This window comes from Kitasatospora sp. NPDC086009 (genome assembly GCF_044540385.1).
In the GTDB taxonomy this organism is placed as follows: Bacteria; Actinomycetota; Actinomycetes; order Streptomycetales; family Streptomycetaceae; genus Kitasatospora.
In genome coordinates, this window is sequence record NZ_JBITSA010000001.1 from 288,834 (window position 1) to 313,465 (window position 24,632).

The 24,632-nt window shown below is 73.3% G+C and carries 24 protein-coding genes and 1 pseudogene; 8 read left to right on the forward strand and 17 right to left on the reverse strand.

The window, feature by feature from the left end:
* Positions 1-9: 9 nt before the first annotated feature.
* Genes nuoH through ACIF6L_RS01365 form a run of 4 tightly spaced genes read right to left on the reverse strand, consistent with a single transcriptional unit; the run spans position 10 to position 3,192 of the window.
* Entirely contained in the window at positions 10-963 is a 954-nt protein-coding gene (nuoH, locus tag ACIF6L_RS01350; RefSeq protein WP_359803663.1) for an NADH-quinone oxidoreductase subunit NuoH, read from the reverse strand.
* A 2-nt stretch (positions 964-965) separates the two neighbouring features.
* Entirely contained in the window at positions 966-2,135 is a 1,170-nt protein-coding gene (locus ACIF6L_RS01355; protein WP_396485715.1) for an NADH-quinone oxidoreductase subunit C, read from the reverse strand.
* The gene (locus ACIF6L_RS01360) at positions 2,132-2,785 is read right to left on the reverse strand and encodes an NADH-quinone oxidoreductase subunit B family protein (protein ID WP_359803354.1); all 654 of its coding nucleotides are present in this window, start codon (positions 2,783-2,785) and stop codon (positions 2,132-2,134) included. The genes ACIF6L_RS01355 and ACIF6L_RS01360 overlap by 4 nt, the downstream gene beginning before the upstream one ends.
* Positions 2,776-3,192 (reverse strand): NADH-quinone oxidoreductase subunit A, encoded by a 417-nt coding sequence (locus tag ACIF6L_RS01365; protein ID WP_329488224.1) that lies wholly within the window; start codon positions 3,190-3,192, stop codon positions 2,776-2,778. Before ACIF6L_RS01365 ends, ACIF6L_RS01360 begins: the two co-directional genes overlap by 10 nt.
* Before the next feature lie 300 nt (positions 3,193-3,492).
* Here ACIF6L_RS01365 and ACIF6L_RS01370 point away from each other — a divergent pair, with 300 nt between their 5' ends.
* A complete protein-coding gene (locus tag ACIF6L_RS01370) occupies positions 3,493-4,716 on the forward strand; it encodes a sensor histidine kinase (RefSeq protein WP_396485718.1) in 1,224 nt (407 codons plus the stop codon).
* 164 nt (positions 4,717-4,880) lie between these two features.
* On the opposite strand, the gene ACIF6L_RS01375 is transcribed toward ACIF6L_RS01370, so the two are convergent.
* A complete protein-coding gene (locus ACIF6L_RS01375) occupies positions 4,881-6,023 on the reverse strand; it encodes a S1C family serine protease (protein ID WP_396485720.1) in 1,143 nt (380 codons plus the stop codon).
* Between the two features lie 173 nt (positions 6,024-6,196).
* Between ACIF6L_RS01375 and galE the strand changes: the two genes are divergently transcribed.
* Positions 6,197-7,183: a UDP-glucose 4-epimerase GalE gene (galE, locus tag ACIF6L_RS01380; RefSeq protein ID WP_396485722.1), complete on the forward strand. Its 987-nt coding sequence runs from the start codon at positions 6,197-6,199 to the stop codon at positions 7,181-7,183.
* Between the two features lie 45 nt (positions 7,184-7,228).
* Here the strand turns inward: galE and ACIF6L_RS01385 are convergent, their stop codons facing one another.
* Complete coding sequence (locus ACIF6L_RS01385; RefSeq protein ID WP_396485724.1) at positions 7,229-9,595, reverse strand: PQQ-binding-like beta-propeller repeat protein; 2,367 nt, start codon at positions 9,593-9,595, stop codon at positions 7,229-7,231.
* A 426-nt stretch (positions 9,596-10,021) separates the two neighbouring features.
* Here ACIF6L_RS01385 and ACIF6L_RS01390 point away from each other — a divergent pair, with 426 nt between their 5' ends.
* Positions 10,022-10,669: a TetR family transcriptional regulator gene (locus ACIF6L_RS01390; RefSeq protein WP_329488227.1), complete on the forward strand. Its 648-nt coding sequence runs from the start codon at positions 10,022-10,024 to the stop codon at positions 10,667-10,669.
* Between the two features lie 320 nt (positions 10,670-10,989).
* Here ACIF6L_RS01390 and ACIF6L_RS01395 read toward each other — a convergent pair whose 3' ends face one another.
* From ACIF6L_RS01395 to ACIF6L_RS01420, 6 genes are all read right to left on the reverse strand, one after another.
* Positions 10,990-11,934 carry a beta-ketoacyl-ACP synthase III gene (locus tag ACIF6L_RS01395; protein WP_359803348.1) on the reverse strand — a complete coding sequence of 315 codons (945 nt, stop codon included), beginning with the start codon at positions 11,932-11,934 and terminating at the stop codon, positions 10,990-10,992.
* 131 nt (positions 11,935-12,065) lie between these two features.
* A complete protein-coding gene (locus tag ACIF6L_RS01400; RefSeq protein WP_396485726.1) occupies positions 12,066-13,373 on the reverse strand; it encodes a L,D-transpeptidase family protein in 1,308 nt (435 codons plus the stop codon).
* Positions 13,374-13,498: 125 nt separating this feature from the next.
* Positions 13,499-14,662 carry an aminofutalosine synthase MqnE gene (gene mqnE, locus ACIF6L_RS01405; RefSeq protein WP_329488230.1) on the reverse strand — a complete coding sequence of 388 codons (1,164 nt, stop codon included), beginning with the start codon at positions 14,660-14,662 and terminating at the stop codon, positions 13,499-13,501.
* 62 nt (positions 14,663-14,724) lie between these two features.
* Positions 14,725-15,687 carry a threonine/serine dehydratase gene (locus tag ACIF6L_RS01410; protein WP_329488231.1) on the reverse strand — a complete coding sequence of 321 codons (963 nt, stop codon included), beginning with the start codon at positions 15,685-15,687 and terminating at the stop codon, positions 14,725-14,727.
* A gap of 4 nt (positions 15,688-15,691) precedes the next feature.
* Positions 15,692-16,153, reverse strand: a complete 462-nt coding sequence (locus ACIF6L_RS01415) for an Lrp/AsnC family transcriptional regulator (RefSeq protein WP_329488232.1) — start codon at positions 16,151-16,153, stop codon at positions 15,692-15,694.
* A gap of 141 nt (positions 16,154-16,294) precedes the next feature.
* Positions 16,295-16,948, reverse strand: coding sequence for a UbiX family flavin prenyltransferase (locus ACIF6L_RS01420; protein ID WP_352286264.1), 654 nt, complete (start codon positions 16,946-16,948; stop codon positions 16,295-16,297).
* A gap of 67 nt (positions 16,949-17,015) precedes the next feature.
* Between ACIF6L_RS01420 and ACIF6L_RS01425 the strand changes: the two genes are divergently transcribed.
* The gene (locus ACIF6L_RS01425) at positions 17,016-17,759 is read left to right on the forward strand and encodes a cyclase family protein (RefSeq protein ID WP_352286262.1); all 744 of its coding nucleotides are present in this window, start codon (positions 17,016-17,018) and stop codon (positions 17,757-17,759) included.
* Between the two features lie 57 nt (positions 17,760-17,816).
* Positions 17,817-18,527: an MOSC domain-containing protein gene (locus tag ACIF6L_RS01430; RefSeq protein WP_396485729.1), complete on the forward strand. Its 711-nt coding sequence runs from the start codon at positions 17,817-17,819 to the stop codon at positions 18,525-18,527.
* Between the two features lie 15 nt (positions 18,528-18,542).
* Here ACIF6L_RS01430 and ACIF6L_RS01435 read toward each other — a convergent pair whose 3' ends face one another.
* Entirely contained in the window at positions 18,543-18,935 is a 393-nt protein-coding gene (locus ACIF6L_RS01435) for a VOC family protein (protein WP_396485731.1), read from the reverse strand.
* A gap of 190 nt (positions 18,936-19,125) precedes the next feature.
* Here ACIF6L_RS01435 and gcvH point away from each other — a divergent pair.
* A pseudogene (gcvH, locus tag ACIF6L_RS01440) lies at positions 19,126-19,425 on the forward strand (glycine cleavage system protein GcvH); the annotation flags it as partial.
* Positions 19,426-19,555: 130 nt separating this feature from the next.
* Here gcvH and ACIF6L_RS01445 read toward each other — a convergent pair.
* On the reverse strand, positions 19,556-20,443 hold the full coding sequence (locus ACIF6L_RS01445; protein ID WP_396485733.1) for a RimK family alpha-L-glutamate ligase: 888 nt from the start codon (positions 20,441-20,443) through the stop codon (positions 19,556-19,558).
* Positions 20,444-20,558: 115 nt separating this feature from the next.
* Here ACIF6L_RS01445 and ACIF6L_RS01450 point away from each other — a divergent pair, with 115 nt between their 5' ends.
* The gene (locus tag ACIF6L_RS01450; protein ID WP_329488239.1) at positions 20,559-21,053 is read left to right on the forward strand and encodes a GNAT family N-acetyltransferase; all 495 of its coding nucleotides are present in this window, start codon (positions 20,559-20,561) and stop codon (positions 21,051-21,053) included.
* 10 nt (positions 21,054-21,063) lie between these two features.
* On the opposite strand, the gene ACIF6L_RS01455 is transcribed toward ACIF6L_RS01450, so the two are convergent.
* Positions 21,064-21,684 carry a DJ-1/PfpI family protein gene (locus ACIF6L_RS01455; RefSeq protein ID WP_396485735.1) on the reverse strand — a complete coding sequence of 207 codons (621 nt, stop codon included), beginning with the start codon at positions 21,682-21,684 and terminating at the stop codon, positions 21,064-21,066.
* 285 nt (positions 21,685-21,969) lie between these two features.
* Between ACIF6L_RS01455 and ACIF6L_RS01460 the strand changes: the two genes are divergently transcribed.
* Complete coding sequence (locus tag ACIF6L_RS01460; protein WP_396485737.1) at positions 21,970-22,182, forward strand: DUF4287 domain-containing protein; 213 nt, start codon at positions 21,970-21,972, stop codon at positions 22,180-22,182.
* Between the two features lie 58 nt (positions 22,183-22,240).
* On the opposite strand, the gene mqnP is transcribed toward ACIF6L_RS01460, so the two are convergent.
* Together mqnP and ACIF6L_RS01470 are read right to left on the reverse strand one after the other, a co-directional pair.
* On the reverse strand, positions 22,241-23,149 hold the full coding sequence (gene mqnP / locus ACIF6L_RS01465; RefSeq protein WP_329492146.1) for a menaquinone biosynthesis prenyltransferase MqnP: 909 nt from the start codon (positions 23,147-23,149) through the stop codon (positions 22,241-22,243).
* Entirely contained in the window at positions 23,146-24,597 is a 1,452-nt protein-coding gene (locus tag ACIF6L_RS01470; protein ID WP_329488243.1) for a menaquinone biosynthesis decarboxylase, read from the reverse strand. The genes mqnP and ACIF6L_RS01470 overlap by 4 nt, the downstream gene beginning before the upstream one ends.
* Positions 24,598-24,632: the final 35 nt, after the last annotated feature.

Sequence of the window (24,632 nt, forward strand, 5' to 3'; positions counted from 1 at the left end):
TGCGCTCGGTCATGAGATCGCCACCTTGATGATGCCGGTGAGGGCGAGCTGGACGAGGGCCAGCGGGATCAGCACGAGCCACGCGAAGCGCATCAGCTGGTCCTCCCGCAGTCGCGGGTAGGTGACCCGCAGCCAGATGACCACGAAGGCCAGCGCGAAGGTCTTCAGGATCGTCCAGAGCCAGCCGAGCTCGTCCGGCAGCGGACCGTGCCAGCCGCCCAGGAAGAGCACCGCGGTCAGCCCGGAGACCACCAGGATCCCGACGTACTCGGAGAGCAGGAAGAGCGCGAAGCGCAGCCCGGTGTACTCGGTGTACGCGCCGAAGATGATCTCCGAGTCGGCCACCGGCATGTCGAACGGCGGGCGCTGGAGCTCGGCCAGGCCGGCCGTGAAGAAGACGAAGGCGCCGATGAGCTGCCACGGGATCCAGTACCACTGCCAGGCGTCCAGGATCCCCGGGAGCGAGAGCGTGCCGGCCGCCATCGCCACCGAGGCGGCCGCGAGCACCATCGGCAGCTCGTAGGACATCAGCTGCGCGGCCGTCCGCAGACCGCCGAGCAGCGAGAACTTGTTCGCCGAGGCCCAGCCGGCCATCAGCTTGCCGATCACGCCGACGCCCATCACGGCCAGCACGAAGAAGAGGCCGGCGTCGATCGCCTGGCCGACGAAGCCGTCCGGCCCGACGGGGATGGCGAGCAGCACGAACAGGTAGGGCAGCAGGGAGACGGCGGGCGCCAGCTGGAAGATCCTGCGGTCCGCCCCGGCCGGGACGATGTCCTCCTTCTGCGCGAACTTCACGCCGTCGGCGACGAGCTGCGCCCAGCCGTGGAAGCCGCCGGCGTACATCGGACCGAGCCGGCCCTGCATGTGCGCCATCACCTTGTGCTCGGTCTGGCCGATGACCAGGGGGAAGGTGAGGAAGACGACGAGGGTGGCGACGCAGCGCAGCAGCGTGTCGAGCAGGTTCACGTGCTGTCTCCGTCCTGGTCGGCCGGGTCGGCCGGCGTCTCCTTCGTCCCGTCCTCCGCGCGCTTCCCGTCCTCCGGTCCGGTCGCACCGGCCGCCTCGCCGGGCGCCTCGGGCGCCTCCGGCGCGGCAGCGGTCTCGGTCTCGGTCTCGGGTGCGGCGGTGCCCTCAGGTGCGGCCTCGGCCTCTGAACCGTGCGCGGGCACCGGGGCGTGCCAGGGCGCGTCCGCGGACTGGGTCCGGGCCGGCGCCGGCCGCCCGGGCTTCGGCTCGGCGCTCTCCACGACGGGCTCCCCGGCGGGGGCCTGGCTCGCCGAGCCGTCCGTGACGGACCTGGTCCGGCGTGGCCGGTCGGCCCGCACCGGCGGCGCCGCCTCGGCGGCGGCTCCCTCGGCGGTGGTTCCCTCGGCGACGGTCTCGGCGGCCTGGCTCACCGAGCCCGCGTCGACCGACCTGGTCCGGCGCGGCCGGTCGGCCCGGACGGCGGGCCCGCCCTCGGCCGAAGCGGCGGCCGCACCTGCGGCGGCCGCACCGGCCCGGGGCGTACGGGCCGCCGCGCCGGCCGCCCGCGCACCGCGCGCGGGCCGCTCGGCCACCGGCGGCAGGGTGCCCTTGAGCGGGCCCCACTCGTTCGGGTCCGGGACGCCGGGCGGCTGCATCTTGCGCCGCGCCGGTCCGTCACCGTGGTCGGACTCGCCCGGCTCCTTGGCGCCCGGCCAGGCCTTGGCGACCCGGGCCGCGAGCACGAACTCCTTGCGCAGCGGGAACCCCTCGAAGCCGTCCGGCAGCAGCAGGGTGACCAGGTGGGGGTGCCCGGGGAAGTCGATGCCGAACATCTCGTGCGTCTCGCGCTCGTGCCAGCCGGCCCCCGCGTACACCTCGACGGCGGTCGGCAGGGCGGCCCCCGCCCGCGCCACCTTGGTGCGCAGCGCCAGGTGGCGCACCCCGGGGCCGTCCGCGGCGGCCAGGTGGGCGACCACCGAGAAGCCCTCGGCCAGCTCGTCGACGGCGCTCAGCCAGTCGAAGAACCGCAGGCCCAGGACGTCCCGGGCCGCGGTGAGCGCCTCGATCCAGTGCTCGGCGGGCACGTCGACGGTGACCAGCCCGTACGCCTCGGCGCCGGTGGCCCACTCGCCGACCGACGCCGCGTACTGCTCGGCGGTGCTCACGAGACGCCTCCTTCGGACGGCGCGGGGCCGGCCACCAGCGGGCGGCGCAGCGCGCTCGCGGGCGCGGCGTACCGGCCGGGCAGCGACTCGGCGGCGATCTTCTCCTGGAGCTTGAGGATGCCCTGGAGCAGGGCCTCCGGCCGGGGCGGGCAGCCGGGCACGTAGACGTCGACCGGGATGATCTGGTCGACGCCCTTGGTGACGGAGTAGGAGTCCCAGTAGGGGCCGCCGGAGTTGGAGCAGGCGCCGAAGGAGATGACGTACTTCGGCTCGGGCATCTGCTCGTAGAGGCGCTTCACGGCGGGCGCCATCTTGTCGGTCACCGTCCCCGAAACGATCATCAGATCGGCCTGTCGGGGGCCGGGCGCGAACGGAATCACACCCATCCGGATGAAGTCGTGCTTGGCCATCGACGCGGCGATGAACTCGATCGCGCAGCAGGCGAGGCCGAAGTTGAAGCACCAGAGGCTGTAGCGGCGGCCCCAGTTCAGGACGACCTTGACCGGGTCCGGCGCCAGCCGGGCGAGCGGGCCGAGGCTGCTCCGCCCGACGGCCGCACCGGGGCGCGACGGGTCCGGCAGACCGAGCGGTACCGGGCCCCCGGCGCCCCCGGTGCCGTGCGCGTGCGAGTGGTTGTGGGTCACGTCCATTCCAGAACGCCCTTCTTCCAGGCGTAGAGCAGCCCGACCGCGAGGAAGCCGATGAAGACGAACATCTCGATCAGCGTCCCGGCGCCGTAGCCGGCGGCGGCGAAGACGGTCGCCCACGGGAACAGGTAGATCGCGTCTACCGCGAAGATCACGTACAGGAAGGCGTAGACGTAGTAGCGGATCTGGGTGTGCGCCCAGTCCTCTCCCACCGGGTCCACGCCGCACTCGTAGGCGAGGAGCTTCTCCGGCGAGTACACCACCGGCCGCAGCAGCCGGTTGGCGGTGAACGCCACGGCGACGAAGAGCACGCCGACGACGGCGAGCAGGCCCATCGCGGCGTACGCGTCGAAGTAGCCGCTGCCGGCGGCCGGGTCGGCCGCGACGGCAGCTGCCGGCTGCCCCTCCATGCCCCTCGCCTCCACATCGCCTGGGAAAACCGCCCTCACGGCAGTTCTACGACGTTTCTTTACACGGTCATAACCATCGCCAATGCGTGAGTCTAAGTGCACGGCCGTGGAGCACCGCATCCCGCCCGATCCGCAAGACGGCCGATGGACATTCGGTGGACGACCGCGCCCGCCGGCCGCCCCGGGGCGGGGGTGGGGATAACCCCCGGGCGGGAAGACGTATCACCCCCATGGCCCCGCGCGCCCCCGACCGGGGAAGCTTGGATCACCAGCTCGACTCCAAGGGACGGTAGATCCGACATGAAGCCACTGCACCGCCGCGCCGCGGATGCCCTCAAGGAGCAGGACGCGGGCCCCGAGCGCGCCCCGCTGTACGGCGCGCGGATGTGGCGGCAGGCCGGGCAGCTGATGCTCAATCTGCCGCTCGGCCTCGCCGGGTTCGTCTTCACCGTCGTCCTGCTCTCCGTCGGGCTGGCGCTCTCCATCACCGTGATCGGCCTGCCGCTGCTGGCCGCCGGGCTGGCCGGATGCCGACTCCTGGGCGCCTTCGCCCGCCGCCGGGCCCGCTCGGTGCTCGGCTCCGAGGTGCGCGAGCCGGAGCCGGTGCGCCGGAACCGGCCGGGGATCACCGGCTACGCGATCGCCTACCTCACCGACCCGCTCAGCTGGCGCTCGGCGCTCTACAACGTGCTGCTGCTGCCCTGGGGCCTGCTGAGCTTCGCGGTGACGCTGATCTGCGTCATCGTCGGCTGGCCGGTGCTGCCCTGGGTGGTCCGCTTCCAGGCGGCGATCGACCGGATGCTGGTGGAGGTCCTGCTCTACCCGGGCGCGCTCTCCGAGCGGGTGCGGGAGCTGGAGGACGACCGCGGCACGGTGATCGACACCGCCGCCGCCGACCTGCGCCGGATCGAGCGCGACCTGCACGACGGCGCCCAGGCCCGGCTGGTGGCCCTGGCGATGGACCTCGGCATGGCCAAGGAGAAGCTGAGCGAGACCGAGACGCCCGAGGACGTGGCGGCCGCGGCCCGGATGGTCGGCGCCGCGCACGGCGAGGTGAAGCTGGCCCTGCAGGAGCTGCGCGACCTGGCCCGGGGCATCCACCCGGCGGTGCTCACCGACCGGGGGCTGGACGCGGCGCTCTCCGCGGTGGCGGCCCGCTGCACGGTGCCGGACGGGGTCAAGGTGCACGTCGAGCTGACCGCCGCCGACGGCACGGTGGAGCGTCCGGACTCGGCGGTCGAGGGCATCGCCTACTTCACCGTCAGCGAGCTGCTGACCAACATCTCGAAGCACGCCCGCGCCCGCTCCGCCACGGTGGACGCCTGGCGGGCCGGCGACCAGCTGATGCTGCTGGTCCGGGACGACGGCAAGGGCGGCGCGGCCGCCTACCCGGGCAGCGGCCTGGCCGGGCTGGCCGAACGGATCCGGGCGGTGGACGGGGTGTTCCTGGTGGAGAGCCCGGACGGCGGGCCGACCACGGTCACCATCGAGCTCCCCTGGCGCACCCGCGCCGCCCGCCGCTGACCGTTCCTCCGGCCCCCCGCCGGACACGACAACGGGCCGGGACTCCGTCGAGGCAGTGACGGAGCCCGGCCCGTACCCGTGCGGCGGCCGCCCGCCGACCCTTGCGCGGTGCGCGGGCGGCCGCCGCCGGGAACCCGAGGGGCCAGGGCTTGTCCCACCCGGCCCTAGGGCGTTTCCAGCGTGCCGAGGGTGACGTCGGCGGTCTTGGCCTGGCCGTCCCGGGTGTAGCCGACGGTCGTCGTGGTCCCCGGGGTGAGCGAGGCGAGCGCGCTGGTGAGCCCGTTCAGCGAGTCGACGGTGGCGTCGCCGACCTTGGTGATCACGTCGCCGGGCTGGAGCCCCGCCGAGGCGGCCGGCCCGCCCGCGCTGACGGCCACCACCACGGCGCCGGCCGGGCGGAAGTTCTGGTCGAAGTACGTCCGGGCGGTGACCCCCAGCGCGGCCCGGCCGGAGTTGGTGACCTTGCCGTCCTTGATCAGCTGGTCGGCGATGCTCGTGATGGTGGACGCCGGGATGGCGAAGCCGATACCGGGCGCGGCGGCCCCGTTGGCCTCCGGCTCGGTGGCGGCGAGCGTGTTGATGCCGATCACCTGACTGTTCAGGTTGACCAGCGCGCCGCCGCTGTTGCCCGGGTTGATCGCCGCCGAGGTCTGCACCATGTTGCCGATGGTGGCGCCCGGCGAACCACCGCCCTGGGGCTCCGAGACGGTCCGGCCGGTGGCCGAGACGATGCCCTGGGTGACGCTGCTGGACAGGCCCAGCGGACTGCCCATCGCCAGGGTGATCTGCCCCAGCTCGACCTTGGCGGAGTCCCCGAAGACGGCCGGCTTGAGGGCGCTCGGCGGGCTGGTCAGCTTGATCACCGCGAGGTCGGAGTCCGGGTAGGAGGCGACCAGCGTGGCGTCCAGGGCCTTGGTGCTGTTGGCCAGCGTGACGGTGAAGGTGGTGGCGGTGCCGACCACGTGGGCGTTGGTGACGATGTCGCCCTTGTTGTCGTAGACGATCCCGGAGCCGAGCCCGGTCGCGGTGGTGATCTGCACCACCGAGGGCAGCACGTCGGCGATCACCTTCTGGTAGGCGTCCTGGAGCTGGTTGCCGCCGGCCGGCTGGGCGGAGGACGACGAGGACGCGCCGGGGGTGGTGGCGGTCGACGAGGAGGAGGACGGTCCGCTGCTGCACCCGGCCACCGTCAGCGCGGTCAGCGCGGCGACGGCCGCCGGCCCGGTCAGTCGCCCGCCGAACGCCCGGGGGCCGGTGGGGCGCGGCCCGGCCGGGAGCGGGCGGGTGGGTTCCTTCTTTCGGTTCACCTGGGCTGCCTCCGATTCCATCGGCCGTACCGGGGCCGTCGAGATCCGTGCGGAACCATCGAGATCACAGAGATCTTTGTCAGCATTTCACCGATATGTCCGAATCATTGCCCCGACGCGCCCGTCACCGGGCACGACCTGGGGCAAGGCGGACAAGCCCTAGGATTCACGCCATGACTTGGTTGATCACCGGTGGTGCCGGGTACATCGGCAGGCACGTGGTGCACCAGCTGGTCGAGGCCGGCGAGCGGGTGGCGGTACTGGACGACCTCAGCACCGGCGACCGCGCCCGGCTGCCGCGGGGAGTCACCCTGATCGAGGGCTCCACCCTGGACCGCGCCGCGCTGGACACCGCCCTGCGCTCCCAGGACATCGCGGGCGTGCTGCACTTCGCGGCGAAGAAGCGGGTCGGCGAGTCGGTCGAGCGGCCGTTCTTCTACTACCGGGAGAACCTCACCGGCCTGCAGAACGTGCTGGAGGCCGTCGCCGAGGCCGGGGTGCCGCGCTTCCTCTTCTCCTCCTCCGCCGCCGTCTACGGCATGCCCGACGTCGAGCTGGTCACCGAGACGGCCCCCTGCGCCCCGATGAACCCCTACGGCGAGACCAAACTGGCCGGCGAGTGGCTGGTGTCCGCGGTCGGCCGGGCGCACGGCATCTCCACCGTCTCGCTGCGCTACTTCAACGTGGCCGGCGCCGCCTCGCCCGAGCTCTCCGACGAGGGCGCCCACAACCTGATCCCGATGGTCTTCGAACGGCTCACCGCCGGGCGCGCCCCACTGATCTTCGGCGCCGACTACCCCACCCCGGACGGCACCTGCGTCCGCGACTTCATCGACGTCCGGGACATCGCCTCGGCCCATGTGGCGGCCGCCCGGCGGCTCGCCGCCGACCCGCCCGGCGAGACCTCGCTGGTCCTCAACATCGGCCGCGGCGAGGGTGTCAGCGTCCGGGAGATGCTGGACGTGATCGCCCGGGTCACCGGCTACGACACCACCGGCGAGGTCACCCCGCGCCGCGCCGGCGACCCGGCCCGGGTGGTCGCCTCCGCCGAGCTGATCCACCGCGAGCTGGGCTGGACGGCCCGCCACGGGGTCGAGGAGATGGTGACCTCGGCCTGGGAGGGCTGGTGCGCCCGGCACCCGGGGGCCCGCAGGCGGTAGGGCCGGTCCTCGGGGTCCCGCCTGCGGGGCGTTCCGGACGGCGGCTCAGTGCGAGGGCACCGCCGTGCCGTAGAAGGCGTCCAGCGCGTACACGCAGCGGTCCTTGCTGCCGACGAAGACCCGCCCGCCGACCGCCACCGGCGAGCCGGTCAGCTCGCCCTTGGTGCCGAGCTCCCAGCGCAGCTGACCGCTCACCAGGTCCAGGGTGTGCAGCGAGTGGTCGCGGCTGCCCAGGTGGACCAGGCCGTCGGCGACCGCCGGCGAGCCGACGATCTCCCCCCGCGCGGTGTAGCGCCAGCGCTCCCGGCCGGTGGCCGCCTCGAACGCGTAGAGCACGTCCCCGCTGCCGACCAGCACCATGCCGTCCCCGACGACCACCGGCTCGGCGCCCTGCCGGTTGCCGGTGGCGGCGCGCCAGCGGTCCCGGCCGGTCGCCGCGTCGAGCGCGTAGACCGTGCCGAGGTAGTCGGCGACGTAGACCGCGTCCGCGTCCAGCGTCGGCGGGGTGAAGAGCACCACCGGCGCCTCGAAGCGCCAGCGCTCGGCGCCGCTGGCCGCGTCCAGCGCGTACACCCGGGTGCCGGCCGTCACGTACAGCACGCCGGCCCGCTCGGCGGGGCGCGACGGCACGTCCTCGCCCACCGGGAAGGACCAGCGCAGGCCCGCACCGCGCGGATCGACGCAGCGCAGCCGCCCGCCGCCGTAGTAGTACGCGGCGCCGCCCACCAGGGCCGGCCCGGACTGCGGGTTCTCGTAGTCCTGCTGGGCGTCGTCGGCGCGCCACAGCTCGGCGCCGCCGGCCGCCGAGCGCAGCTGCACCCCGCCGCCCCGGACGCCGCAGCAGAGCACGCCGTCGGCGGCGTCCAGCGAGTAGACCCAGCCGTCCAGCGAGTTGCGCCAGCGCTCGGTGCCGTCCGCGACGTCCACCGTGTACAGGTGCGGGCCGTCGGCGGCGTGCACCCGGCCGGCGTCCACCGCGAGCGCCCAGGCGACGTCCCGGGTCTTGTAGCGGCGCTGGCCGGAGGCGACGTCCAGGGCGTGCACCTCGAAGCTGGAGACGAAGAGCGTGCCGTCGGCGACCACCGGGGTGCCCCAGACGTCGTTGGACATCCGGAACCGCCAGGGGCGCCAGCGGGCGGCCTGGACCGGCGGCGGCGTGGCCCGGCGGACCCAGTCCGTCTCGGCGGGCGCGGCCCCCGGCCCGGCCTGCTCGGCGCGCGGACCCGGGCCTATCCGGACCGAGGCCCCGGGCAGCCGGACCTCGGCGGCGCTCTCCCCGGCGACCGGGGCCCGGTGGCGGCGGGGGGCGGCGAGCTTCTCGGTGGCGGCCTCGGTGTCCGGCCCGGGCAACGCGTGCACCGGCCCGGGCGCGGGCGGCGCGTACCGCTCGGCGGGGTGCCGGGTGCGCGGGTCGTCCTGCGCGGGGCGCTGGGGCGGCAGCGGCTGGTGCTGGTGGGGCGGCGGGGCCGGCTGCGGCGGCACCGGCGCGGGCGCCGGAGCGGGGGCGGGCGCCGGGGCCGGGCGGCGGCCGCGCTTGCGTTCGATCAGCTCCAGCGCGTTGGCCGGCAGCCAGTCCCCCGCCTCGCCCGAGGCGTCGTCACGGGAGAACAGGTGCGGGGCCAGCTCGGCCTGGATCTGCGCCGGCGAGGGCCGGTGCTCCGGGGAGGGCCGCATGCAGGCGCGCACCAGGTCCACCAGCTCGGCCGGCAGGCCGGAGAGGTCGGGCTGGTCGCGCAGCAGCTGGAAGACCGTCTCGACCGGGTTGGCGCCCCGGTACGGCGGGTGCCCGGTGGCGCAGAAGACCAGCAGCGACCCGAGCGAGAAGACGTCGCTGGCACCGGTGACGCCACGGCTGTCCCGGGCCTGCTCCGGCGACATGTACGCCGGGGTGCCGACCGCGACGTTGGTCATGGTGAGCCGGGTGCTGGAGACGCCGGCGGCGATGCCGAAGTCGATCACCCGCGGACCGTCCTCGACCACCAGCACGTTGGAGGGCTTGAGGTCACGGTGGACCAGCCCGGCCGCGTGGATGGACTGGAGCGCCTCCGCGATGCCCGCCACCAGCCAGCGCACCGCCCCCGCGGGCAGCGGCCCGCACTCGGTGACCAGGTCCTCCAGGGACGGCGCCGGGACGTACGCGGTGGCCAGCCAGGGCACCCGGGCGTCGGCGTCGGCGTCGACCACGGCGGCGGTGTAGAACCCGCCCACCGTCTTGGCGGCCGCGATCTCCCGGGCGAAACGGACCCGGAACAGCTCGTCCTCGGCCAGCTCCCCCCGGACGGTCTTGATGGCCACTCGCCGGCCGGACGCGGAGCGCGCCAGGTAGACCAGGCCCATCCCGCCCGCGCCGAGCCGCCCCAGCACCTCGAAGGGCCCGATCCGCCTCGGATCGTGCGCCGTCAGCTGGTCCACTCCGCTGCCACCTCCCCGTCTTCCGCACCCGCCACGGGGTGCCGCAGCCGATTCTCCAATGCCGCCCCGGTCAACTCCAACCTCCCCCGCCCGGAGGCCCCTCCGGCTCACCGTCCGGTCAGTGCCGCCGGAACGGCCGGATTCTGACGCCCGCTCCGCCTGCGGCTTGCACACGAGGTGCCCGCAACTCTTTTTCGGGCACCTCGGATCCGGCCGCGGTCGTCACGCTCTGTCACTCGACCACCCCTCAGCGGAGGGTCCGTCACGCTGTGGGGTCATAAGCACACGGGGGGGCTTCAACAGGCACCTCTGGAGCCCGATGAATATCCGTCCGAAGTCGTTCACGCCCCCTATAGCAACCCCCCGTGCGGAGTAATAGTCGCATCACCGAATCGCGCCAAGATCGTGCCACGGTAAGCTGACGGCATGACAGGACAAGTTCGCACCGTCGACGGTCGCGTCGCCGGGCGACGCGGACAGGAGACGCGGCAGAAGCTGCTCGACTGCCTCCGCGAGATGCTCAGCACGTCGCCCTATCGGGACGTCAAGGTCATCGACGTCGCCCGTATGGCGGGTACCTCCCCCGCGACCTTCTACCAGTACTTCCCGGATGTCGAGGGCGCAGTCCTCGAAATCGCCGAGGAAATGGCCAAGGACTCCGACACCCTCAAAGAGCTGGTGGCCGGAAAGTCCTGGGCAGGGAAGTCCGGCACGACCACTTCGGAAGAACTGGTCGACGGATTCCTCGCCTTCTGGCGCAAGAACGACGCCATTCTCCGAGTGGTCACGCTCGGTGCCGCCGAAGGGGACAAGCGGTTCTTCAAGATCCGCATGACGGTCCTCAACGCGGTCGCCAAGCCCCTCACGGAGGCCGTCAAGGAGCTCCAGACGAAGGGCCAGGCCGACAAGTCGCTCGACCCGGCCGCCGTCGCCGGCTCGCTGGTCTCGTTGCTCGCCTCGGCGGCCGAGCACCAGAAGGCGTTCACCTCGTGGGGCGTCAAGGTCAAGGACCTGAAGCCCAACCTCGCTCCCCTGGTGTACCTGGGTGTCACCGGCAAGAAGCCGCCCAAGTAGACCGATCCCGCCTACCCACCCATCCGCTCCGCACGCAGCCCCGGCCTCCTGTCCGGGGAACGACGGACGGCGGCCGTGTCCTCGGGGGAGGTCCGCCGACGTGCCGCAGCGTGCCAGACATGCCGGTGGGCGGGCACCCGTGCAGGGTGCCCGCCCACCGGCATGCGCGTGTGAGAGGGGCTTCCGGGCCTCCGGGGACGCCCGGGGGCCGGAAGGGGTCGTGGCGGGCGCCCTGGGGCGCCCTGGGGTGCCCTGGGGTGCCCTGGGGTGCCCTGGGGTGCCCTGGGGTGCCCTGGGGTGCCCTGGGTGCCAGGGGGCCGCTAGGGGCAGCGGACGACCTGGCCGGCGTACGCCAGGCCGCCGCCGAAGCCGAACAGCAGCACCGGGTCGCCGGGCGACAGCTCGCCGCGTTCGACCATCTTGGAGAAGGCCAGCGGAATGGACGCGGCCGAGGTGTTGCCGGAGACCACGACGTCCCGGGCGACCACCGCGTCGGGCGCGCCCAGCTTGGCGGCGATCGCGTCGATGATCCGCAGGTTCGCCTGGTGCGGCACGAAGCCCTTGAGCTCGGACGGGTCGATGCCGGCCTTCTCGCAGGTCTTCCGGGCCAGCGGGGCGATCTGGGTGGTGGCCCAGCGGAACACCGACTGGCCCTGCTGGCTGATCACCGGATCCCAGCCGGTGATCACCACGGCGTCGCTCTTCTCCGGCTCAGAGCCCCAGACCACCGGGCCGATGCCCGGCTCGGCGCCGTCCTCCTGGGCCTCCACCACCGCCGCGCCGGCACCGTCCCCGAAGATCACGCAGGTGGTCCGGTCGGTCCAGTCCAGGGTGTCCGACATCCGCTCGGCGCCGATCACCAGCGCGCGGGTGGCCGCACCGGCCCGGATCGCGTGGTCGGCCGTGGCCAGCGCGTAGGAGAAGCCCGAGCAGACCGTGTTGATGTCGTAGGCGGCGGGCGCGCGCACGCCGAGGCGGGCGGCGACGGCGGCGGCCGTGTTGGGGCTGCGCTCGACCGCGGTACAGGTGGCGACCACGACCAGGTCGATCTCGGCGGCCGAGCGGCCGCTGTTGGCCAGCGCCTTCTGGGCCGCCTCGGTGGCCAGGTCGACCAGGGTCTCACCCTCGGCGATGTGGCGGGTCCGGATCCCCACCCGGCTGCGGATCCACTCGTCGTCGGTGTCGACCAGCACCGCCAGGTCGTCGTTGGTGAGGACCTTGGGGGGCTGGTAGTGGCCGAGTGCCACAATGCGCGAACCGCTCATACAGCCACTCAACCGGGTTACCCGCTGGTCAGCGGGGCGCGACCGGCTACAGGATCCGCCCCCGGAAGCTGTAGGAGGCCGACAAGGGCCGTTGCGGCGCCTGGGGAGTGGCGGCGGCCCGGACGGCCGGTTCAGGCGGCCAGTGAGGCCGAGTCACCCATCACGATCACCGGATGGGCCGCCGGATCGAGGGTGCGGATCAGCTGGGCCATCTTGTCCTCGGGCACCGAGACGCAGCCGTGCGTCGGGCCGCCGTGGTCGACGTGGATCCAGATGCCGCCGCCCTTGGAGGAGCCGCTGGGGCGTCGCGGGTCGAGCGGCGAGTTGCCGGGCACCCGGTTGTAGTTGATCGCGATCACGTAGTCGAAGGAGCCGGCCAGCGCCTCGCCCGCGAAGCCCTTCCCGGAGACCACGAAGTTGGCGTCCTTGTCGTACGGGAGGCGGCTGCCGGGGTCGGCGTTGCGGCCGCCCGCGTCGGTGAGCGAGAAGACCCCGATCGGGCTGCGCAGGTCGCCCTCGTTGTGGTCGGTGGTCCAGCCCTTGTTGGCGTTGTGCCCCTGCCAGGTCTCGCCGGCCAGCCAGCGGCCCTCGGCGGTGCGGGTCCAGAGCGTGACGGCGGTCCGGTTGGCGTCCTTGTCCTGACCGGAGGCGAGCACGACCTGGGTGGTCTCGGCGGGTATCCGCGCGGTGAAGGCGGCCCCCAGACCGGGTATCGCGGCCACCGAGCCGTCCGGGCGGGACTCGCTGCGGTCGGCGGCGGGGGCCCCGGTGTGCCGGTCGCTCGCGGCCTGGGCGGCCGGCGCGGCGGCGGCCGGGGAGGGCTGGTCCGGGGCGGAGACGCCCTCCGGACCGGGTCCGTCGGCGGCGGTCACGCCCGGGTGGCCGGAGTCCTGGCCGACGGTGTACCAGCCCGCGGCGGCCGCGAGCAGCAGCGCGGTGCCGGCGGTCACGGCCTTGCCCCCGCGCTTCTTCTTGGGCTTGCGGCGGTGGCCGCGGGCGGCCGCCCGGGGACCGGCCGCGGCGGCGGCCGGGTCGGCCGCGGGTGCCTGGCCCCGGGGCCGGACCGGTGCGGCGGCGAGCGGCGCCACCGGCTCGACGGGCTGGGGCTGGAACGGCCGGTCGTAGGCGTCGTAGCCCTCGGCGGCGGTGGCCTGCGGGACGTAGACCGCCTGGTGGTCCGGGTGGTTCTGGTGGGCCTGGTGGTTCTGGTGGGCCTGGTGGGCCTGGTGGGCCTGGTGGTTCCAGTGGTCCTGCTGCGGGTAGCCGTTCCAGCCGTCGTGGAACGGCTGGTTCGGGTCGGCCACGGCCTGCGCGGGAGCGTCCCAGCCCTGGTGGGACTGCTGCTCGTAGACCCCGTAGGACTGCTGCGGCACCTCGTACACCGGCTCGTGCATCGGCTCGTACGACGGGTACGCGGTGGCGCGATGGGAACCGGACATGGCGCTGATCCTGCCAAACCCGGACCCGGTTGGGAAACCCGGGGGCCTGTGCGGACCCGGTGAAGAACACCGCCTCCCGGGCCGACGGGCGGCCCGGGAGGCGGTGGAAGCCGGTCGGGGACCGGTCAGAGGCGCATCGCCTGCGGGGTCTCCCGGCGCGTCAGGTCCGGGCCGTCGTACTCCCGGATGACCTCGTAGCGGGTGTTGCGCTCCACCGGGCGGAACCCGGCGTCCCGGATCAGCCCGAGCAGGTCGTCGCGGCCGAGCTTGTTCGGCGTGCCGAAGTTGTCCGCGTCGTGGGTGATCTTGTACTCGACGACCGAGCCGTCCATGTCGTCCGCGCCGTGGCTGAGCGCCAGCTGCGCGGTGGTGACGCCATGCATCACCCAGAAGACCTTGACGTGCGGCACGTTGTCGAACAGCAGCCGGGAGACGGCGAAGGTCTTCAGCGCCTCGGCGCCGGTGGCCATCTCGGTGCGCGCCATCAGCTTGTTGCGCACGACGCCGTCCTTGGAGTCGTGGAAGTCGTGCTGGTAGCGCAGCGGGATGAAGACCTGGAAACCGCCGGTCTCGTCCTGCAGCTCACGCAGCCGCAGCACGTGGTCGACCCGGTGGCGGGGCTCCTCGATGTGGCCGTACAGCATGGTGGAGGGCGTCTTGAGGCCCTTGCTGTGCGCGAGGCGGTGGATCCGCGACCAGTCCTCCCAGTGGGTGTCGTGGTCGACGATGTGCTGGCGGACCTCCCAGTCGAAGATCTCCGCGCCGCCGCCGGTCAGCGACTCCAGGCCGGCGTCGATCAGCTCGTCCAGGATCTCATCGGCCGGCAGGCCGCTGATCTTCTCGAACCAGTGGATCTCGGTGGCGGTGAAGGCCTTCAGCGAGACGTTCGGCAGGGCCGCCTTCAGCTCCCGCAGCGAGCGCGGGTAGTAGCGCCACGGCAGGGTCGGGTGCAGCCCGTTGACGATGTGCAGCTCGGTGAGGGAGTCGACCTCCATCGCCTTGGCGAGGCGGACGGCCTCCTCGATGCGCATCGTGTACGCGTCCTTCTCGCCCGGCTTGCGCTGGAACGAGCAGTACGCGCAGGACGCGTTGCACACATTGGTCATGTTGAGGTGGCGGTTGACGTTGAAGTGGACGACGTCGCCGTTCTTCCGCGTCCGCACGTGGTGGGCCAGACCGCCCAGCCAGGCCAGGTCGTCGCTCTCGTAGAGCGCGATCCCGTCCTCGCGGGTCAGCCGCTCACCCGCGTAGACCTTCGCCTCCAGCTCGCGCTTGAGCCCTGCGTCCATGCGGTGCCCCGCCTCCTCCGACTTCGAATCGTTGCCGGACCGAGCGTACGCCTATGCCGGCGTCACGCCGCGAGCAGCTCCGCGAGCAGCGCCGGATCGATGTTCCCACCGCTGACCACGGCGGCCACCGCGCGGCCACCGATCTCGCCCGCGCGGTGGAAGTACGCCGCCGGGGCGACCGCGCCGGAGGGCTCCGCGACCAGCCGGCCGCGCCGGGCCAGCACGGCCACCGTGGCGCGGATCTCGTCCTCGGTGACGGTGACGATGTCGTCCACGTACGCGGTGAGGTGCTGGAACGGCAGCTCGCCGACGGAGGGGGTGCGCAGCCCGTCCGCGATGGTCCGGTAGGTGTCGGCGACCGGCCAGGCCAGCCGCTCGCCGGCCCGCAGGCTGGCCTGGGCGTCGGCGGCCAGCTCGGGCTCGACGCCGACCACCCGGATGCCCGGGCGGGTGAGCTTGAGGGCGGCCGCGACGCCGGAGATCAGGCCGCCGCCGCTGACCGGCACCAGCACGGTGTCCAGCTCGGCCGGGGCGTCCTCGGCGATCTCCAGGCCGACCGTGCCCTGGCCCGCGATGATGTACGGGTCGTCGTAGGGCGGCACCCAGACGTAGCCGTGCCGCTCGGCCAGCTCGCCGGGCACGGTGTCCCGCTCCTCCGGCGAGACCAGCAGCACCTCGGCGCCGAACGAGCGGGTGCCCTCGACCTTGACCGCCGGCGAGGTGTCCGGCATCACGATCACGGCCTTGATACCGAGCAGCCCGGCCGCGTACGCCACCGCCTGGGCGTGGTTGCCGCTGGACTGGGCGACCACACCGCGGGCCCGCTCCTCGTCGTCGAGCGCGGCGAGGCGGTTGTAGGCACCGCGGGTCTTGAAGGCGCCGGTCGGCTGGAGGTTCTCCGGCTTGAGCCAGAGCCGGCGCTCGCCGTCGCCCGCCCAGGGAGCGGGGACCAGCGGGGTGCGGACCGCCACCCCGGCGATCCGCTGCCGAGCCGCGCGCAGCTCCTCCAGACCGACCAGTGCCATCGTGTTACTCGCCTTCGACCATCGGGAGTTCGCTCACCCGGTTCTCCCACTTCGTGGAGAGTACGACGGTCGTACGGGTCCGGGCCACGCCTTTCGTGCCGGAGATCCGCTTGACCACCGATTCCAGGCCCTCCACGTCGGAGACCCGGACCTTGAGCATGTACGAGTCGTCACCGGCGATGAACCAGCAGTCCTCGACCTCGCCGAGGTCCTTCAGCCGGAACGCGACGTCCTCGTGGTCGGCCGCGTCGGTGAGCTGAAGGCCGATCAGGGCCGTGACGCCGAAGCCGAGCGACGCCGGATTGACCGTCGCGCGGTAGCCGGTGATGACCCCCGCCTGCTCCAGACGGTTGATCCGGTCCGTGACGCTCGGGCCGGAGAGGCCCACCAGTCGGCCCAGCTCGGCGTAGGACGCGCGGCCGTTCTCCCGGAGCGCCTGGATGAGCTGTCTGTCCACCGTGTCCATATACCGTCCGCGTCCTTCCGAACCTCACCAGACCCACAGATCATTATCCGGATTCAAAGGCGCCGTGCGCGGAACAACCCGGATATCGCAGAGAACATACTCTCCTGCCCCGGGGCCGCCCACTCCCCCCGGGACCGGCCTTCACCCGCCCTGGCCTGCCGGGCGGGCGGCCGCGCCCAACTCGCCCTCCCAGCGCCGGTACAGCGTGTGCGGGACGCCGACGGCGTCCAGGACCCGGCCGGCCACGAAATCGACCAGTTCGCGGACGGTGGAGCCGCCGGCGTAGAAACCGGGCGAGGCGGGGAGCACGACGGCGCCCTGCGCGTCCAGCTCGACCAGGTGCTTCAGGGTCACCCCGTTGAGCGGCGCCTCCCGGACGCAGACCACCAGCGGCCGGCGCTCCTTGAGGGTGACGCTGGCGGCCCGCTGGAGCAGGTCCTTGCTCAGGCCGAGCGCGATCCCGGCCACCGCGCCGGTGGTCGCGGGGACGACCAGCATGCCCTTGGCCGGGTAGGAGCCGCTGGACGGCCCGGCCGCGAAGTCCCCGGACGACCAGTACCGGACGTCGTCGAGGCCCTCGTCGCCGCCCAGCCAGGCCGCGAGGTCGGCGCGCCAGTGCGCGTCCCGGAAGGAGATGCCGGTCTCGTCCAGGATGGTCAGCCGGGCGGCCCGGCTGACCACGAGGTCCACCGGCTCCCCGGCGGCGAGCAGCGCCCGGATCACCGAGGCGGCGTACGGCGTACCGGAGGCGCCCGAGACCCCGACCACCCATGGCTGACGCGTTTCTGTTCCCATGGCCCCTTTCTATACGGCGGCCCCCGGGGCGGGCCCATCCGCGTTCACCCCTGCGAGGATGGGCGCCATGGCAGCGACCCTCGTCGACCTCACCCATCAGGTGACCACCGCGATGCCGGTCTACCCCGGCGATCCGGCCGTCGTCCTGACGCCCGTGCTCACCACCGCCACCGCCGGGGTGAACGTGCTGGCCGTGCACCTCGGCTCGCAGTCCGGCACCCATGTGGACGCGCCGTACCACGTGGACGTCACCTGGCCCACCCTGGACGGGCTCCCGCTGGAGCGGTTCACCGGGCCCGCCGTCGTCGCCGACCTGCGGGGGCTGGAGCCGCGGGCCGAGGTGACGCCGGAGCAGCTCGCCCCGGCGCTGGAGCGGGCGGGCGAGGGCACCGTGCTGCTGCTGGCCACCGGCTGGGCCCGGCACTGGGGCACCGACGTCTACCTGGCCCATCCCAGCCTGAGCGCGGCGGCGGCCGAGGCGATCGTCGCCGCCGGGGTGCGGACGGTGGGGGTGGACGCGCTCAGCGTCGACCCCACCCCCGACCCGGGCCCGGGCGACCCGGCGGTCGCCGCGCTGCTGGCCGACCTGACCGACGAGCACGACCAACCCGCCGCCCCGGAGCCCACGCTGGCCGCGCACCGGGTGCTGCTCGGGGCCTCCGGCGGGGGCGTGATCGCCGAGAACCTGACCGATCTGCGGGCGCTGCTGGACGCCCAGCAGGCCGGCCGGCCGGTGGAGGTGTCGCTGTTCCCGCTGCGTCTGGTGGCCGCCGACGGCGCGCCCGTCCGGGCGGTGGCGCGACTGGGCTGACGCTCGTCGGCACTTGGTCTAGACCATCCCCGGCGGGCGCCGCTACGCTTGCGCGCCATGGCAGAGATCATCGGAGTGATCGAGCAGCTCTGGCGCTACCCCGTGAAGTCCACCGGCGGCGAGCGGCTCGACTCCGTCGAGCTGGACGAGCGCGGCCTGGCCGGCGACCGCCTCTACGCGGTGCGCGACGGCGCCGGGAAGCTGGGCTCCGGCAAGAACACCCGGCGCTTCCGCCGGATGGACGGCCTGCTGCGGCTCTCCTCCCGGCTCGGCCGCCGGCTCGACGGCCCCGAGCTGTTCGACCCGTTGGGCCGGCCGGTCGCCGATCCCACCGCCTTCCTGCGCGCCTACCTCCAGCGCCCGGACGTCGTACTCGCCCGCGAGGACGCCGTCTCGCACTTCGACCAGCTGCCGGTCAGCGTGCTCACCACCGCGACCCTGGACTGGGTCTGCGGGGCCGCGCCCTCCGTCGTCGTGGACGTGCGGCGGTTCCGGCCCAACATCCTGCTGCGGACACCGCCCGGCACCCCGCCGTTCGTCGAGGACGGCTGGTTCGGCCGCGAGGGCGGCGCCGGCACCGGTGCCCGGCTCTCCTTCGTCCGGGCCAGCGAGCGCTGCGCCATGACCACCGTCGCCCAACCCGGCCTGCCGCACGCCCCGGAGATCCTCAAGGCCATCGTCCAGGCCCACGACGGCCGGCTGGACGCCCTCGCCGAGGTGGTGGCTCCCGGGCGCCTGAGCGTCGGTGACGAACTGTCACTCGGCTGAGTCCGGCCGCTCCCGTCAGGCCCGCGGGCCACTCCCGGAGGCGGCCGGAAGCAGGCAGAACGGGTGGCCGGCGGGATCGGCGTAGATCCTCCAACCGCCGGCGTCTCCCAGTCGGGTGGCACCGAGGGCGAGGACCTCCCGCTCGGCCCGGTCGAGGTCCGGCACGTCGATGTCCAGGTGCGCCTGCTGCGGGTGGGCCAGGTCGGGCCAGCGCGGCGGCCGGTGGTCGGCCACGCCCTGGAAGCAGAGCACCGGGCCGCCCCCGACGTGCAGGGTCGACCACGCGCCGTCCAGCGACCACCGGGGGTCCGGCCGGTCCACCTCGCCGCCGAGCAGGGCCGCGTAGAACCGGGCCAGCACGGCCGGCTCCGGGCAGTCGAGGACGATGCACTGCAGTGTGCCGATCACGGCGCTCCCTGGTGACGGACGGGCGGTTCGCCGCCATTGTCCTCCGCGGGCCGGAGTGTCCTCCGCGGGCCGGAGGGTGGGACTCACTCCTGCGAGTGAACGTCCCGGCCGGGCCCCGAGGTCTGTAGCAGGCTCGTCCGCGCGGCTGGCGCACCGTCAGCCGAGCGGCGACGAACCCTCGGAGAGCCCCATGACGAACATCCCGACCGACCGGAAGTACTCCAGGGACCACGAGTGGGTGCGATCCCTGGACAACGGCCGGCTGCGGATCGGCATCACGGACCATGCCCAGAGGCAGCTCGGCGACATCGTCTTCGTCGAACTGCCCAAGCAGGGCGACGTGTTCGAGAGCGGCGAGCCGTTCGGCAGCGTGGAGTCCGTGAAGTCGGTGAGCGAGCTCTACATGGCGCTGGGCGGCACGGTGAGCGTCGTGAACGAGGAACTGAACGACTCCCCCGAGCTGCTCAACGAGGACCCGTACGAGGAGGGCTGGATCATCGAGGTCACCCCGGCGGCGGGCAGCGGCCCGGAGGGCCTGCTGACCGCGGGCCGAGTACCAGGACTACATCACGTCCGAGACGGCCGAGTAGCCGCCGTCCGGCCCCGGGGCACGGCGGCGGCTACCCGGTCGGCCGCCGGCTCTCGGCGGCCACCGCGTCGACCAGGCGTGCCAGCCCCTGCGGGGCGCTCCGCAGGAACAGGTTCGGCTCGATCAGCTCCAGTTCCATCACCACCGGCTCGCGGGCGTCGTTCAGCGCCAGGTCCACCCGCGCGAACAGCAGGGCGTCCGGCGCCGGGACGGCCGCCAACGCCGCTCGGGCGGTGCGCAGTTCCGCCTCGGTCGGAAGGTACGGGGTGACGCCGGGGTGGGGCATCCGGTCGTTGTCGATCACCCCGGGCTCGGTCAGCACGGGCCCCTTGCGGATCGCGTGGCTGAAGGCTCCCGCGATGAAGACCAGCGCGCGCTCCCCCTCCTCCACCAGCGGCAGGTACGGCTGCACCATCACCGTCCGCCCCCGCTCCAGCAGCATCCGGGCGTGACGGAGCGCGTCGGCGGCCCGGCCGGGCTCGTAGCGGGCGGTGTCCTGCGCCCCGGCCGAGACGGCGGGCTTGACCACCACCCCCGGGGCCAGGTCGAAGTCCGCCTCGTCGCAGCGGGCGCCTGGGACGACGAACCGCGTCGGCACGGCCGGGACGCCGCGCTCGGCGAGCACCGACAGATAGCGCTTGTCGCTGTTCCAGCGCACCACCGGGGCCGGGTTGCGCAGCCGGGTGACGCGGGCCGTCGTGTCGGCCCAGGCCAGGAACTCGTCGAGGCGTTCCGCGTAGTCCCAGGTCGACCGGACCACCGCCAGGTCGAACTCCCCCCACCCCGGGGCGGCCGCGTCCCAGGGCACCGCCTCGGCCGCCAGGCCGCCCGCCCGCAAGGCGTCCACGATCAGGGGCAGGTCGGCGTCGTACTCCGCGGCGGCGGTGGCGGTGACGACCGCGATCCTGGCAGTACCCATGCGTGCTCTCCCGTCCGACCGGTCGACGATCTTCCGAGTCCAGGGAGCGGCGAGGCGGCGGTCCGCGAGCCGGCCTACGGGCGGACGCCCGGTCGACGCCCCCTACTCTCGGGGCATGACGACGAGACTGGAGCGACTGCGGGCCGACCACGCGCCGGCCCTGCTGGCCTTCGAACGGGAGAACCGGGAGTACTTCGCCCGCTCCGTCCCCGACCGCGGGGACGACTACTTCGCGGCGTTCGCCGACCGGCACCGCGCGCTGCTCGCCGAACAGGACACCGGGGCCTGCCACTTCCACCTCCTGGTCGACGAGCGCGGCGAGCTGCTCGGCCGGGTCAACCTGGTGGACGTGGCGGCCGGGAGCGCCGAACTCGGCTACCGGATCGGCGAGCGGGCCGCCGGCCGGGGCGCGGCGACGGCGGGCGTCGAGGAGGTGTGCCGCCTGGCCGCCGCGGAGTACGGCCTGACCGGACTCACCGCCGTCACCACGCTCGACAACCCGGCGTCCAGGGCGGTGCTGCGGCGGACCGGGTTCACCGTGACCGGGGAGACCGTCGTCGACAGCCGCCCCGGTCTGCGCTACCGGCGCGGCCTCGACGCCCCACGGTAGCGGCGGCTCCTCAGCCGAGCGTGCGGGTGCGCTCCAGGACGGCGGCCGGGGCCTTGGCCACCGAGCCGGTGTCGAACGGGGGTCGCGGGTCGTACTCGGTGTAGAGCTGGATGGCCTGGGCGGTGAGGTCGTCGGTGAGCAGGGCGGCGAGCCGCAGGGCCATGTCGATGCCGGCGGAGACCCCGGCCGAGGTGATGATCCGGTCGTGGCGGACGACCCGCTCGGCGGTGTAGGTGGCGCCATGGGCCTCCAGCTCGGCGACCGCCGCCCAGTGGGTGGTGGCGGTGAGGCCCTTGAGCAGCCCGGCCGCGCCGAGCACCAGCGCGCCGGTGCAGACCGAGGTGGTGAACCCGCTCTCCCCGTGCACCGCCCGGACCCAGTCCAGGAAGTCCTCGTCGGCGACCAGCGCCCGGGCCCCGGCGCCGCCGGGGACGAGCAGCACGTCGCAGGACCCGATCTCCGAGTACCGGGTGGGGACGTCGACCGTCAGCGCCCCCAGCGCATCGGTGACCCGCCCCGGCTCGCGCGCGACGAAGCGCACCTCGGCGCCCGGGACATGGCCGAGGATCTCGTACGGCCCGATCGCGTCGAGCGGCTCGAAACGGTCGAAGAGCGGGATCACGATGTCCATGGGCGCAGCGTAACGGCGGCCCCGCCCGGGCCGGTCGGCCGCGCGGCCGGGTTCACGGGATGGAGTGATCGCGCGGCCGCGGGGGAATACCGGGGGCCGTCAGCGCAGCGCGTCGAACCCGGCCCCGATGGCGGCCCGGAGGCCGTCCTGCGCCGGGCCGAGCGCGTACCGGGCGCTCCTGTGACGCGGGTCACTCCGGCGGACCGATGAGTTCGGCGGTCCGCTCCGGTCCAACTCTCGGAAACACCGCGCGAAGGCGACCGAACACCCCGACAGGAGACTCCCGTGACCGCGTCCGTGAAGGGCCCCGCCAGCTACTTCCCGTCGATCGAGAAGACGTACGGCCGGCCGGTCGCACACTGGAAGGAGCTGATCCGCTCCTCGCCGCTGACCAGGCACAGCGAACTGGTCGGCTGGCTCAAGTCCGAGCACGGTCTGGGCCACGGCCACGCCAACGCCCTGGTGAAGCACACCCTCGACGAGGACGCCGGCCGGTAGGACGGGCCGGGGCCCGGCCGGGGCGTCCGGGTCCCGGCCGGGCACGAGCGGATCCGGGTCAGGTCCCCAGACCGCGCAGGAGCAGGTCCACCAGGGCGAAGAAGAACAGCGAGATGCCGACGAAGCCGTTGGTCTGGAAGAACGCCCGGTTCAGCTTCGACAGGTCGTGGGGCTTCACGATGGTGTGCTCGTAGACGAACGCCCCGGCCACCACGAGCAGCCCGACCCAGAACGCCGGACCGGCGTCGGTCAGCACGGCGTACCAGCCGAGCAGCAGCGTGGTCAGCACGTGGCAGGCGCGGGCGCCGCGGATCGCCGCCGGGACGCCGAAGCGCGCCGGTACCGAACGCACGCCCCCCGACCGGTCGGAGGCGACGTCCTGGCAGGCGTAGATCAGGTCGAAGCCGCCGATCCAGATGCCCACCGCCACACCGAGCACGACCGCGTCCCAGGACCAGGAGCCGGTGACGGCGAGCCAGGCGCCGACCGGGCCCATCGCCTGGGCCAGGCCGAGGATCGCCTGCGGGAAGTCGGTGAACCGCTTGCCGTACGGGTAGACCACCATCGGCACGACGGCGACCGGCGCCAGCGCCAGGCAGAGCGGGTTGAGCAGCGCGGCGGCGCCGAGGAAGACCACCAGCGCGACCGCCGAGCCGATGTACGCCGTCTTCACCGACACCGCGCCGGTGACCAGTTCGCGCCCGGCGGTGCGCGGGTTGCGGGCGTCGATCTCGCGGTCGATGATCCGGTTGGCGGCCATCGCGAAGGTCCGCAGACCGACCATGCAGACCGTGACGATGAACAGTTCGGCCCAGTGCACCCGCTCGTCGGCGAGGAACATGGCCGTCAGCGCGGCGATGTAGGCGAAGGGCAGGGCGAAGACCGAGTGCTCGATCATCACCAGCCGCAGGAACGCCTTGACCTTGCCGGGCGGGACGTCGGGGAGGGCGGCGGCGGTACTCATCAGAGCCCGTACTCCTTCCAGCGGCGGTCCACCAGGGCGGCGGTGGCCGGGTCGGAGGAGACCATCTCCGGCCAGCCGCCGTCGCGCGTGTAGCCCTCCTCGGGCAGCTTCCGGGTCGCGTCGATACCGGCCTTGCCGCCCCAGAACTGCTGGTAGGAGGCGTGGTCGAGGTGGTCGACCGGGCCCTCCACGACGGTGAGGTCCCGGCTGTAGTCGACGTTGCCGAAGGCCCGCCAGGCGACTTCCTGGTAGTCGTGCACGTCGCAGTCGGAGTCCACCACGATGATCAGCTTGGTCAGCGACATCATGTGGGCGCCCCAGATGGCGTGCATCGTCTTCTGGGCGTGCTTGGGGTACTTCTTGTCGATCGAGACGATCACGCAGTTGTGGAAGCCGCCGGCCTCGGGCAGGTCGTAGTCGACGATGTCCGGGATGATGATCTTCAGCAGCGGCAGGAAGAACCGCTCGGTGAACTTGCCCAGCGGGCCGTCCTCGGTCGGCGGCCGGCCGACCACGATGGACTGCAGGATCGGCCGGCGGCGCATCGTCACGCAGTCGATCGTCAGCGCCGGGAAGGGCTCCTGCGGCGTGTAGAAGCCGGTGTGGTCGCCGAACGGACCCTCGGGCAGCATCTCGCCGGGCTCCAGCCAGCCCTCCAGCACCACCTCGGCGTCGGCCGGGACCTGCAGCGGGACGGTCTTGCAGTCGACCATCCGCACCCGCTCGCCCGCCACGAAGCCGGCGAACAGGTACTCGTCGATGTCACCGGGCAGCGGCGCGGTGGCGGCGTAGGTGACGGCCGGCGGGCAGCCGAAGGCGATCGCGACCGGCAGCCGCTCGCCGCGCTTCGCGGCCACCGCGTAGTGATTGCGGCTGTCCTTGTGGATCTGCCAGTGCATGCCGATGGTCCGCCGGTCGTGCCGCTGGAGCCGGTAGAGGCCCAGGTTGCGCACGCCGCTGTCCGGGTCCTTGGTGTGGGTCAGGCCCAGGTTGAAGAAGGAGCCGCCGTCCAGCGGCCAGGTGAACAGGGCCGGCAGGGCGTCCAGGTCGACGTCGTCGCCGGTGAGCACGACCTCCTGGACCGGGGCGTCCTTGACGTTCTTCGGCGGCACGTGGGCCATCGAGGCGAGCTTGCCGAAGGCGTCCCGGAAGCCGGTGAAGCCCTGCGGCAGCTCCGGCTTGAGCAGCCCCGCGATCTTCTCGGCGATGTCCTCGGGCCCCTTGAGGCCGAGCGACTTGGCGAGCCGGGCCTCGGTGCCGAAGACGTTCATCGCCAGTGGCATCGACGAGCCCTTGACGTTCTCGAACAGCAGGGCCGGGCCCTTGGCCTTCTGGACCCGGTCGACGATCTCGCCGATCTCCAGATGGGGGTCCACCTCGGCCTTGATGCGCTTGAGATCGCCCTCGCGGTCGAGGGCCCGCAGAAACGAGCGGAGATCGTCGTATGCCATGCCAGCCAGTATCCGCCACCCGATAGCCTGGCTCG